This is a genomic window from Olivibacter sp. 47, from assembly GCF_030372825.1.
Lineage (GTDB): Bacteria > Bacteroidota > Bacteroidia > Sphingobacteriales > Sphingobacteriaceae > Olivibacter > Olivibacter oleidegradans.
Genome location: NZ_JAUCNR010000001.1, coordinates 6,222,117 through 6,234,723, shown reverse-complemented (window position 1 = coordinate 6,234,723; position 12,607 = coordinate 6,222,117). Strand labels below are relative to the sequence as shown.

The 12,607-nt window shown below is 42.1% G+C and carries 6 protein-coding genes and 1 pseudogene; 4 read left to right on the top strand and 3 right to left on the bottom strand.

Going from position 1 to position 12,607, the window contains the following annotated elements; genetic code table 11:
• Positions 1-34 precede the first annotated feature (34 nt).
• Positions 35-1,729: a GMC oxidoreductase gene (locus QT327_RS26960; RefSeq protein WP_289554343.1), complete on the bottom strand. Its 1,695-nt coding sequence runs from the start codon at positions 1,727-1,729 to the stop codon at positions 35-37.
• Positions 1,730-2,565: 836 nt separating this feature from the next.
• Here QT327_RS26960 and QT327_RS26955 point away from each other — a divergent pair.
• From QT327_RS26955 to QT327_RS26945, 3 genes are read left to right on the top strand one after another with little or no spacing between them, the layout of a single operon-like run.
• Positions 2,566-4,350 carry a DUF885 family protein gene (locus QT327_RS26955; protein ID WP_289554342.1) on the top strand — a complete coding sequence of 595 codons (1,785 nt, stop codon included), beginning with the start codon at positions 2,566-2,568 and terminating at the stop codon, positions 4,348-4,350.
• Positions 4,337-5,803, top strand: coding sequence for an APC family permease (locus QT327_RS26950; RefSeq protein WP_289554341.1), 1,467 nt, complete (start codon positions 4,337-4,339; stop codon positions 5,801-5,803). The genes QT327_RS26955 and QT327_RS26950 overlap by 14 nt, the downstream gene beginning before the upstream one ends.
• Before the next feature lie 30 nt (positions 5,804-5,833).
• On the top strand, positions 5,834-8,083 hold the full coding sequence (locus QT327_RS26945) for a S9 family peptidase (protein ID WP_289554340.1): 2,250 nt from the start codon (positions 5,834-5,836) through the stop codon (positions 8,081-8,083).
• A gap of 35 nt (positions 8,084-8,118) precedes the next feature.
• On the opposite strand, the gene QT327_RS26940 is transcribed toward QT327_RS26945, so the two are convergent.
• Together QT327_RS26940 and QT327_RS26935 are read right to left on the bottom strand one after the other, a co-directional pair.
• Positions 8,119-8,634 (bottom strand): GNAT family N-acetyltransferase, encoded by a 516-nt coding sequence (locus QT327_RS26940; RefSeq protein ID WP_130854826.1) that lies wholly within the window; start codon positions 8,632-8,634, stop codon positions 8,119-8,121.
• 258 nt (positions 8,635-8,892) lie between these two features.
• Positions 8,893-9,102, bottom strand: coding sequence for a hypothetical protein (locus QT327_RS26935; RefSeq protein ID WP_130854827.1), 210 nt, complete (start codon positions 9,100-9,102; stop codon positions 8,893-8,895).
• A 230-nt stretch (positions 9,103-9,332) separates the two neighbouring features.
• Between QT327_RS26935 and QT327_RS26925 the strand changes: the two are divergent.
• Positions 9,333-12,099, top strand: a pseudogene (locus tag QT327_RS26925) (DUF5695 domain-containing protein).
• The last annotated feature ends 508 nt before the right edge of the window (positions 12,100-12,607 follow it).

Sequence of the window (12,607 nt, the reverse complement as noted above, 5' to 3'; positions counted from 1 at the left end):
ATATTAAATGGAATCGCAAGCGAGGCAACTTAATTTACAAGTTGCCTCTTTTTATTTCATCCACGGCGTAATTAGCAGCTCTCGCTGTCAAGGCCATAAAAGTGAGTGATGGATTCTGGTTACCGGTTGAAGTCATACAGGCCCCATCTGTAACAAATACATTTTTGCAATGATGCAGTTGGTTCCATTTATTTAAAAGGGATGTATCCGGGTCGTTTCCCATGCGCACACCTCCCATGTCGTGAACTTCAAGCCCTGGATTTCTATAACCAATAGCATGTTGATCAACTGTAACAATGTCTTGACAGCCAGCTGTTTCAAGCATTTTTACTCCCTCTTGAAAGAAATCTAGAAGCTGTTTATCATCGTTTTCCGTGTAGGCGATAGATGTTATTAATAAAGGTACTCCCCATTGATCCGATTTATCGTTGCTTAATCGTACATGGTTTTCTTTGATAGGTACCGTTTCTCCTTGCATCATCATGGAAACTACCCATTTTCCAGCCTCCGTAAGCGCCTCTTTGAAAGTGGAGCCGATACCATCTGCCCGCTTAGACCACCCTTCTCTACTTGCACTGAAGGCCACCATATAACCGCGCAAAAAGTCTGTTTCCTGTTTATACACATTTCTAAAAGAGGGCATAAATACTTGGGTGGGCCTGCGACCAAAATAATATTGATCTTCAAAACCGTCTATAGAGGCCGTTATCCTTCCACGATAGTTATGAAAGGCAATGTGCGTTCCCATTAAGCCATTCAGATTGCCAAGACCATTCGGAAATTTACTCGATTTTGAGTTCAATAAAATCAAATTGCTATTTAAAGTTGCGCCATTTACAAATATAATACGGGCTTTGTATAGATGTTCCCGTTTCGTGTCACTTTCAATCGCTTTTACACCAACGGCCTTTCCTGCTTTCTCATCATACAAGATGGAATGTACGACGGTATCTGTTTTGATGGTGAGGTTCCCGGTTTTCTCCGCCCAAGGTAAGGTGGAAGCGTTTGAGCTGAAATAGGCACCAAAAGGACAACCTCGTTGGCATAGTGAGCGAGCCATACATTTTGTTCTGCCTTGCTCCGTGTGTACTGTTTGCGGAGCCGTCACGTGTGCGCACCTTCCCATAATGACCGGTCTATCGGGAAAATGGCGATTGATTTTACTTTTAATGTATTTTTCAACTGCATTCATTTCAAATGCGGGTAGAACTTCACTGTCAGGAAGGTTGGGAAGCCCGTCTCGATTACCGGAAATACCGACAAATTTTTCTACGTGGCTATACCAGGGAGCCAAGTCGTTATAACGAATAGGCCAATCAACAGCAAATCCGTCGCGTTTTGGGGCTTCGAACTCATAATCGCTCCAGCGTTGGGTTTGCCTTGCCCACAAGAGTGATTTACCGCCCACTTGGTAACCTCGAATCCAATCAAAAGGTTTCTCTTGGATATAAGGATGCAGCGCATCCTGTATATAGAAGTGTTTCGTTGATTCATCAAATGCATAGTGTTTACTGATGGTCGGGTTCTCTTCAATCATGGTGCATGTTTTTGTATTGCCATGTTGAAAATCCCAAGGATCAAGCATCGCAGTGGGGTAATCCCGGACATGTTTTACCATTCGGCCCCGCTCGATAACCAATGTTTTCAGCCCTCTTTCACATAATTCTTTGGCTGCCCAGCCGCCGCTAATACCGGAACCAATGACAATAGCATCAAATGTATATTCCATCTTTGATCTGCAGGTTAAAATTGTCTTCTCATGCAAGCCGGATGCTCGCATCGTTGAAAATAGAGTTTTAATTTTTTATATGAAACCCTTTTTCGAAAAAAAGAGTTTCAGCTACAAATTTTTTACATGGAATGAACAGAGATTACCTTCGGCAAACTCCCGTTGGTTGGTTTCGCTTTTAATATATAGCTGAAGGTGTTTATATTATAAGAACGTTTTCTTTATTCAACTTTTCTTGATAAAAGTTGAGCAAAATCAAGGCTGTGTAGGCTACCTTGCATCTGATGGCAAAGCATCACTGGCGCGTATTGGAGCCGTTTCACTTCCTCAATCCGCTTGGGTAGTGCAACATAAACAGAGGTGCAAATGCTTTGCTGCTCGTTGCATCGGTATCCTTCAAGGCCGTTTTACCCCACACCCGAGGCCTTGTTGGCTGCCCGCAAAAACCCTCCGTTCTATTAAAATATCGCCTAGGAAATTTGCGGTTTGCACGTTGATGCACTACCGTTTGTAGCAAAGTTCCAAGCGATGAGTTTTTGGTTACTTTTTGCGGAAAAAAGTGACAAAAAACGTTCCTTTTTAAAAGTAAAATCCTTGGTGGAATGAAGGCTAAGAATGTGAAAGCTAACTATTATATTACATTTCCTTTTAAAATAAGGTAATAAATGGTTAATATTTGATCGCCTATTACATGCATATCAAATTATATTTGCTCTTGCTAACAATTGACAATATAAACCTCCATTTTGCTTAGGGCGATAACTTGTGATACTTGATCAGCGATTTAAGTGGCTTGAGGAGGGTACACTAAATTAATTTATAAATAGCAAAAGGAAATGATCAATACGAACTCGAAGGCCATTACGGTGCTCTCAAAAATGATGTTTGTTTTTTTATTCTTAGTACAGGTGGAAAAAATGGATGCGCAACCAAGCGACTTCTATAAGCAGACGAGCGAAATAGCTCCAATAATTATCCGATATGATCAAGATGTGCATACGATCCTCGATTTTTATTCACCGCGGGCTGCAAACGGATTTTCCTATCAACCGGTTTTGAACTCGCCCCAACAAAGAAAAAGACTGAATGAAATTAATATTCTGTATTTAAATGAACTGACTAAATTTCAGTTTGATAAGCTACAAGTTAATGGACAGGTAGATTACCTCTTATTAAAAAATCAGATAGAGGGTTATCAAGAGGAGCTAAAGGAGGAAGATGCTCAATATCAATCGATCAAACCCTTTATTCCTTTCGCAGATTCCATTTATAACTTAGAGCGTGTAAGGCTGAGGGGTGGCTCAGTGGACGGTGAAAAGATTGCCGGAGAACTGCATGCGCTATCCAAATACTTGGAAACGCGCTTAGAGGAATTATCGAAACAAACTAAAATTGACAAGAGAGAGGCTGAATTTGCACGTGGAGCCGTATCTGCTTTACAGGCAAGATTACAGAATGTTTTCAAGTTTTATAATGATTATGATCCCATGTTTACTTGGTGGGTGCCGCAGACTTACGAACAGCTTGATTCATTATTAGGAAAATACGCAGAAGGATTGGCTGCATTGGGTGAACTAAGGACCACGCAGAAACCCGATCAAAGTGGTATCAAGGGGAATCCGGTTGGTGAGGCAGCGTTGAATAAATTACTACGCCGCGAATATATACCTTACAGTCCACAAGAGCTTATTGAAATTGCAAATCAAGAGTTTGCTTGGTGTGATAAAGAACTATTGAAAGCTTCGGCGGAAATGGGTTTTGGAAGCGATTGGAAAAAAGCACAAGAACAGGTTAAGAATAGTTACGTTCCGGTAGGGCAACAACCGGAGCTGATTATAAAATTGTACAATGATGCCAAGTCATTTATAACGGAACGGGATTGGATTACTTGGCCGGAGCTGGCTGACGAAACTTGGGGGATGATCATGATGACACCGCAAAGACAGTTAGTGAATCCCTTTTTCACAGGAGGAAGAGAAATTAGTATCTCATATCCAACGTCTGGGATGTCATACGAAGATAAGATGATGAGTATGCGTGGCAATAATCCTTATTTCTCTCGAGGTACCGTACAGCACGAACTTATTCCGGGGCATCATTTGCAGTACTTTATGAATAGTCGATATAAGCCTTATAGAAGAGAATTTAGAACACCTTTTTATACAGAAGGGTGGGCCTTATATTGGGAGTTGTTGTTGTATGAAAATGGCTTCGCTAAAACTCCCGAGGAGCGTATAGGTATGTTGTTTTGGCGCATGCACCGTTGTGCCCGTATTATTTTCTCTTTGAATTATCATCTCGGGAAGTGGTCCCCTCAGGAATGCATTGATTTTCTGGTTAATCGTGTTGGCTTTGAACGTGCAAACGCAGAAGGAGAAGTAAGGCGTTCGTTTCAAGGTGGTTATCCTCCTCTTTATCAGGCGGCCTATTTACTTGGAGGAATCCAAATTATGGGTTTAAAGCATGAACTTGTTGACAGTGGAAAGATGACGATGAAGGCATTTCATGATGCGTTTATGCAGGAAAATCAGATGCCTATTGAGATGATGCGGGCAATTCTTACCAATCAAAAATTGTCTAAAGATTTCAAAACAAAATGGAAATTCTATGATTTCAAGTAAAGATAAACTGACTGTCGCCCCCTGCATGACAACAGAAAAAGAAATGCATCAAACGGGCTTTAAACCTTCTTTACGGCTCATTGATGCCACGATGCTTGTTGCAGGCAGCATGATTGGTTCCGGTATCTTTATTGTCAGTGCCGATATTACCCGTCAGACCGGTAGCGCCGGTTGGTTGATGTTTGTTTGGTTTATCACAGGTTTTATGACCCTTACCGCAGCTTTGAGCTATGGAGAACTGAGTGCTATGTTTCCCAAGGCGGGGGGCCAATATATATACTTGAAGGAAGCTTATAATCCACTGATTAGTTTTTTATATGGATGGAGTTTTTTTACAGTTATCCAAACGGCTACCATTGCGGCCGTAGGAGTGGCATTCGCAAAGTTTACCGCTTATCTTCTACCTCAATTCAGTGAAGATTTGGTGATCGCGAATTTTGGCATCCTCCAAATTTCGCCGGCTCAACTTCTCAGTATTGTGATTATTTTCTTGTTGACTTATATTAATACGCGCGGTGTAAGCAATGCTAAATGGGTACAAACGATTATAACGCTTGCTAAAATACTGTCACTGGCGCTTTTAATTATTTTTGGCTTATTAGCCCTTAAGTCAGACGTATGGCAAACAAATTGGTTAAGCGGTTCAACGTGGAACTTGCAGCGATTAAATATAGATGGCTCGATAGAAACATACACAAGCATAGCTGCCTTCGGTGCTATAGCTGCTGCCATGGTCGGATCTATTTTCAGTAGTGATTCTTGGCATAGTGTGGCCTTCATTGCCGGCGAAGTTAAAAATCCGCAACGAAATGTGGGCCTTAGTTTAGCGCTGGGAACCATACTGGTTACCTTGTTATATATGCTCACCAATTTAATGTATACGGGAGTTTTGACCCTTCCGGAGATGGCCGCTTCCGAAAAGGACCGCGTTGCGGTCACCGCTTCTCATATAATCTTTGGGAATGCAGGAACCATGATCATTGCGTTGACGATCATGGTGTCTACTTTCGGTTGTAACAACGGACTGATTATGGCGGGTGCCCGTGTCTATTATTCGATGGCCAAAGAAGGCGCGTTTTTTAAGAACGTAGGTACCCTAAATAAGCAGGCGGTTCCCGAGGTAGCATTATGGCTGCAGGCTATCATTGCGTCGTTATGGTGTTTAAGCGGTCGCTATGGTGATCTCCTGGATATGATATCCTTTGTTGTGGTACTATTCTATATGTTAACCATAATCGGAATATTCATTTTACGAAAGAAACGGCCCGAACAACCACGACCTTATAAAGCTTTCGGTTATCCGGTTTTGCCGATTATCTATGTTTTAATGGGCTTAAGTTTTTGTATTTTATTGATTATTTATAAACCACAATATACTTGGCCCGGCTTGATCATCACTTTAGCAGGAATTCCGGTTTACTACCTGATAGCAAAGAAACAAATTGTAAAATAGGCCTCATTCTAGAATAAAGAAAGGATTCATATGAACAGAAGTATACTAAGCTTGATCGTATTTTTAACAGTCGCGCTTAGCGGATCGAATGTGTTAGCCCAGGGTACGAAAGAAGATTACAATCGAGCCAATAATTTACGAGAATTAATAAAAGGTAAAACACCTGGCTTAACTTCCAATCCAATATGGATAGATTCAACACACCAAGCTTTCTATTGTGTAACAACAGAAAAAGGTAAGCAGTTTGTGATAGCTGATTGCAGTCAGCAGAAAAAGAGACCTGCATTCGATCATCAGCGACTAGCGCAACAGCTATCAGCTTCAAGCGGCGTACAGGTCGATGCGGAAAATTTGCCCTTGACGCAGTTTAGTTATTCGATAGAGCGGAAGCGATTAACTTTTGCCGCTTATGAAAAGGGCTGGGATTTAGATTTATCTTCGGGAAAAGTGGAAGAAAATAAAGAATTTACAGCACGCTTACAGAACGGGAGAGGATATTGGGGAAAGCGATTTAAAGGTGCACAGGATCGTAAGACCTTTTCACCGGACAGCCAATGGGTAGCCTATATAAAAAACTATAATGTGTATATTCAAAGAAGGAAAGGCAACGATAAGGAAGTTCAGTTGAGCTTCGATGGTTCTGCCGGGGAATACTACGATGCTTGGATGGCTTGGTCGCCCGACAGCAAAAAGTTGGCAGCCATGAAGGTCAGGAAGAACGAAGATCATACGCTTTATTTAATTGAGTCGTCTCCTGACGAGCAGCTACAACCTAAGTTACAAACGCGCGATTACCTAAAACCTGGCGATGCATTACCACAGCGTACGCCAACGTTGTTCATCGTCGAGGAAAAAAAAGTAATGGCAATGCCCGCAAGTTTGGTTGAAAACCAATACGATTTATCTTTTCCTGCATGGCGTAAGGATAGCCGTTCGTTTACTGTTGAATACAACCAACGCGGCCATCAGCGTTATCAAATAATTGAAATGGATGCTCAGACCGGCGTAGCAAGGGTGTTGGTGAATGAACAGAGTAAAACTTTTATTGATTATAGCGGAAAGAAATATCGTTATGATGTGGCGGATGGAAAGGAAATTATTTGGACTTCTGAACGCGATGGTTGGAATCATCTGTACCTCTATGATGGTTTATCCGGGAAGATCAAAAATCAAATTACAAAAGGTGAATGGGTGGTTCGGAAAGTCGTTCATGTCGATGAAAAAACGCGACAAATCATTTTTGCCGCTAGTGGTCGGGAAAAAGGACAAGATCCTTATCTTATTCAGTATTATCGCATCAATTTTGATGGAACAGAATTAAAGGCGTTAACGAATGAAAATGCTAATCATGATGCAAGTTTTTCACCGGATCATAAGCTGCTTGTTGACCAGTATTCGCGGGTTGATTTAGCTCCTGTTACTTGTATAAGAGATGCGGTTACCGGAAAAGTACTGATGGATTTGGAAAGAGCTGATATCCGCCCATTAATAGCTACCGGATGGAAAATGCCGGAGGTTTTTACATCAAAAGGGCGCGATGGCGAAACAGATATATGGGGCATCATTGTTCGTCCAACTAATTTTGACCCTGATAAACGGTATCCGGTAATAGAATATATTTATGCCGGTCCCCACAGTTCCTTTGTACCAAAAAGTTTTCAGACCCTTGTTCCCTACGGTGCGCAAGAGCTTGCGGAATTGGGCTTTATTGTCGTACAAATAGATGGCATGGGAACGTCTAATCGGTCAAAGGCCTTTCATGACGTTTGTTGGAAGAATTTGAAGGACGCGGGGTTTCCGGATCGTATTGCTTGGATGCGGGCAGCCGCTAAAAAATATCCATACTTAGATTTAAGCCGAGTGGGGGTTTATGGTACCTCCGCAGGTGGACAAAGTTCCGCAGGAGCCTTGCTTTTTCATCCTGAATTCTATAAGGTCGCGGTATCCTCCTGTGGCTGTCACGACAACCGAATGGATAAAATGTGGTGGAATGAGCAATGGATGGGATATCCCATTGGTCCGCACTATGCCGAATCATCCAATGTCGAAAATGCCTATCGCCTTCAGGGAAAGTTAATGCTGATTGTGGGCGAATTGGATGATAATGTTGATCCCTCTTCTACTCTTCAGGTAGTAAACGCCTTAATTAAAGCTAACAAGAACTTTGACTTTTTAATGGTGCCGGGAATGGGACATTCCTCCGGTGGCGATTTTGGAGAACATAAAAGAAGAGATTATTTTGTAAAGCATTTGCTTGGGGTAGAACCACCGGCGTGGTAAGACAATTTAGTAACGATGATGAGTGACGAAGCGTCTCACTGCTTTTTCAATTCATATACGAAGTTTAGCTTCGGTTGCTCTCCAAAATAAGCTACTTCTTGCTCGGCGATTTTCGTAGCGCCGAGCCTGCTGACGGCTATCTGTGAACGAAGATTACCTGCGCCAACTTGAAAGTACACCCGGTTCACAAATTGAAAAGCATAAGCGAGCATCAATTTTTTCACCGCGGGATTTAAGCCTGTACCCCAAAATTGGGTAGCGAGGAAAGTGTAACCGATCTGAATGCTATTATCTTCTTCGTTATAGGAATAAAAACGAGTACTGCCTGCTACGAGGTCTGTTTCCTTATCTATAATTTTAAAGGCTCCCTTACTTTGCATAGCGCCTTCAAAAAATGTACGGAAAATAGTTTCTTGCCACCTATCTTTATTGGGATGTTGTTCCCATACCTTTTTATCCGAAGCGATGGTATATAAATCATCAAAATCGGCTTCTACTAAAGGAACTAACAATGCGCGTTCATTTTCTAAGGGAGTTTGTATTGAAAACATGATGTTACTTTTTATACGAAGGTATATATTAGTGGTTTTGTTTATGTAGTCCAATTTTTAGAAACTGAATAGTCCAGTAATTGATGTCCAAACAGTCTAAAAGTAGGGCAGGGATTACCTTCGGTGAACTCCGTTGGTCGGTTTCGTTTTAGTATATAGATGAAGGTGTTTATATTAAAGGAACATTTTTTTGTCACTTTCTTCCGCAGAAAGTAACCAAAGACTCATCGCTTGGAACTTTGCTACGATGGTAGTGCTTCAACCTGCAAGCCGCAAACTTCCTAGGCGATATTCAGCTGAACGAAGAGCTTTTGCGGGCAGCCATAGGGCCCCGAGTGTCGGATAAACGGCCTTGGAGGATACCGAAGCAACGAGCAGTAAAGCATTTGCACGTCTGTTCATATTGCAGTATCCAAGCGGATTGAGGAAGTGAAACGGCTCCAATACGCGCCAGTGATGCTTTGTCATCAGGTGCAAGGTAGCCTACACTGCCTTGATCTTTGTGTCGGTTTGGATCAAGCCAAAGCGACAAAAAAGTTGATTAATAAAAATGTTCCTTTTTTAAAGGCGAAATCCCTGGTTGAACTATCGAGAAACGTTAAAATAAGCTTACTTTAGGTCAATATTCGGTTTCAATTGAATAAGTGTCTTGTTTACATTTGTGTATTGAAGCAATTTTTTCATAAGCTAAGATATACATGAACAGAGAGATGCATATACCAACGACTGGCATTGACAAAGGGCTTACACGGAGTCTTCTATTTATACCATTTTGTATATTATTGACTTTCATTTGTTATGCGCAAGATCCATGGAAAGCTCTTGCTCAGCGGCCGGAAACTTTAGGGCTCGCCGGTGGGAAGGAGAGCTATCGTACCCAATCATTTAATCTCGTGCTCATTAAGGAATCACAGACGGTTGCGGCCTTGCAACCATTGAACGACTTAGCATTTGACTTCACGCCAGGTGATCGACTGGATTTGCGTAAGGCGGATGGACTTTATCAGTTAGGTGACATTAATTTGCGTTTAAGGCAGGTCGGATCAGTGGAATGGAAAGATTACTCGTCCGCAAAACATCGGAGTAAGGTACAGGCTTTGCCGCAAGCGGGGAAAGTATTAGCGGCGGCTGATTTAAGTTCTACTTTAGGGAATGACGTTCCGATAAAGATTAAGCGTTGTTGGGAACAGGTAGATGGAAAGCTGATTCTTCGTTTTGAACTTACTAACAACACGGAACAAGGTGTCGAAATAGGAGCCCTCGGAATTCCCATGATCTTTAATAATATCTTGCACGAGCGAAGTTTGGATGAAGCACACGCAAAAACGTTTTTTTGATCCTTATATAGGCATGGATGCAGGGTATCTACAAGTGGCGCGTTTGAGCGGGAAGGGAGAAGCACTGTTGGTGCTTCCCTACGGCAAAACACCGTTTGAAGCCTACAGACCACTGCTAGATGATCCAACCCCGAGGGGCATTACTTTTGAAGGTTTTCACGAATGGACGGTGCATAGTAAAGCTTATGCGGAAAAGGAATGGAAGGGTGTTAGCCAGTGGAATGAACCTACTTCAGTGATCTTAAAGCCGAAGCAAAAATTAAGTTATGGATTGCAATTTGTGTTAGCAGCAGATATTACACAGATCGAGAAAGCCTTAAAAACGAATCACCGACCTCTTGCCGTAGGAATACCCGGTTATGTATTACCACAAGATGTAGACGGAAAATTATTCCTCGATTATGAAGAGAAAATCCAATCGGTTAAAGTATTTCCAGAAGGAGCGCTATCCTTAAACAGAGAAAAGGGACAAAAAGGAAACTTACAATCTTATCGCATTAAAGGAAACAAATGGGGCAGGGCAACTATAAAAATTCATTATGCAGATGGCAATGTGCAAACGATCCATTATAAAGTTCTTCGACCTGAAACACAGGTGATGGATTCTATCGGCCACTTTTTGACCACCAAACAGTGGTTTGATCGAGCGAATGACCCTTTTGGGCGGAACCCATCAGTTATTTCATACGATTATGAAGAGCAAAAGCAAGTAACACAAGATCGCCGCGCTTGGGTTGCCGGGTTAAGCGATGAAGGTGGTGCCGGAAGTTGGTTGGAAGCCATTATGAAGCAATTAGTGCAGCCTAACAAGGAAGAACTGCAAAAGTTACAAGCCTTTGCGCACGAAACATTGTGGGGAAATATTCAGCACAGCGAAGGACCTCAGAAGTATGGCGTTAAAAAAAGTGTGTTTTACTATGAGCCGGACTCCATGCCAGCAGGTACTTACGATCCGAATATTAATTATAAAGTTTGGTCGGCCTGGAATAAAAAAGGGGCAGATGATGTTGGCCGATCCTATAATTACCCGCATGTAGCGGCTGCACACTGGGTGCTGTACCGACTGGCTCGGTATCATCAGGGGCTGGTAGATCGCGAAAGTTGGCAATGGTATTTAGATAAGGCTTTTAACACGAGCATGGCCATGGTGAAACAGGCCCCTTATTACGCACAATTTGGCCAGATGGAAGGAACAATATTCCTGCTTATACTACAGGATTTAAAGGCAGAGCATATGTTGGTGGAGGCACAAGAGCTGGAGACAGCTATGAAAGCACGAGCTGACCATTGGCGTACATTAAATTATCCGTTTGGGAGTGAGATGCCGTGGGATTCTACCGGACAAGAGGAGGTATACATGTGGTCCGATTATTTTGGCTATCAAGATAAGGCGGCTGTAACACTAAGTGCGATTATGGCGTATATGCCTACTATGCCACATTGGGCCTATAATGGTAATGCGCGCCGTTATTGGGACTTTCTTTATGGAGGTAAAATAGCGCGCGTCGAGCGGCAGATTCATCACTATGGTTCGGCATTGAATGCGATCCCTGTACTGAAAGCCTATCGTGATCAGCCAGAAAATCTCCATTTATTGCGTGTGGGCTATGGAGGCCTAATGGGCGCGATAGCTAATATTACGGAGGATGGCTTCGGTCCTTCCGCTTTTCACTCTTACCCGTCTACCTTAGCAAATGATGCCTTATCAGGAGATTACGGTAGTGGTTTCTTTGGCTATGCAATCAATACGTCGAGCTATCTAGTGCGTCATGAAGATTTTGGATGGTTAAGCTTTGGTGGTAACATTAAAGAAGAAAAGGATTGGGTTGTGCTAAAGCCGACTACCGCTGCAAAATCGAAAATATTTATCGCATCGGCCAAGCTCTGGCTAAGCCTCGATGCGGGCCAATTCAGTGAAGTTGCGTACAATGTAAATACAAAAGCTATACGTATTAAGCTTGCTGCTAAAAATGCTTTTACCCCACAGGCCTTTTTGCGATTGAGCCAAGATAGTAAAGTAGCGAGCTATTCTTTGGATAAAAAGCTGGATATCGAAAGGGGCGCTTATCTGATTCCATTGTATAGCGAAGAAACGATATTAACATTGACTGATAACAATAATAACTAAGAAAAACATACTAAGATAATCTATGGTAGGGGCCGCTTCGAAAGAGGCGGTTCCCTTTTTGTTCATATTCGATGATACATTGTTAAAATCTGGTTAATTTCGGATAAATGTCTTATGTAGATTTGTGTGGAAAGCTAAGCGGATGGCTAGTGGCTAATCAATTGTAACGTATTCCATTTTTTTCCGAGAAAAATATCCGGGGATAAACCCGAAAACTAAAGATTTTGTTTCATGTGTGTTTGACTATCCGCCGTGAGGCGGATGGTCTTTTTAGCTTTAGCGTGAGATGGACAGCATAGTAACAAATCCATACAGACTCTTTGACTGCACTAGGAGCGACGGCTACATAGTGCAGTCTTTATTTATTCATGAGGGCTTCTACCTTTACGGGTCGCCAGGAGAGTAAAATAGAGGATATCCATCCTTTCAGATTACTATTTATTTCCTGAAACTTCGCAGATATGAAAAGCATGTAACAAACTGGTTAAAAATTGAAATGTTCCTGTTA

Excerpts from the sequence above, each read along its gene's own strand:
- QT327_RS26960 (WP_289554343.1), bottom strand. The coding sequence starts at position 1,729 with ATGGAATATACATTTGATGCTATTGTCATTGGTTCCGGTATTAGCGGC.
- QT327_RS26955 (WP_289554342.1), top strand. The coding sequence starts at position 2,566 with ATGATCAATACGAACTCGAAGGCCATTACGGTGCTCTCAAAAATGATG.
- QT327_RS26950 (WP_289554341.1), top strand. The coding sequence starts at position 4,337 with ATGATTTCAAGTAAAGATAAACTGACTGTCGCCCCCTGCATGACAACA.
- QT327_RS26945 (WP_289554340.1), top strand. The coding sequence starts at position 5,834 with ATGAACAGAAGTATACTAAGCTTGATCGTATTTTTAACAGTCGCGCTT.
- QT327_RS26940 (WP_130854826.1), bottom strand. The coding sequence starts at position 8,634 with ATGTTTTCAATACAAACTCCCTTAGAAAATGAACGCGCATTGTTAGTT.
- QT327_RS26935 (WP_130854827.1), bottom strand. The coding sequence starts at position 9,102 with ATGACAAAGCATCACTGGCGCGTATTGGAGCCGTTTCACTTCCTCAAT.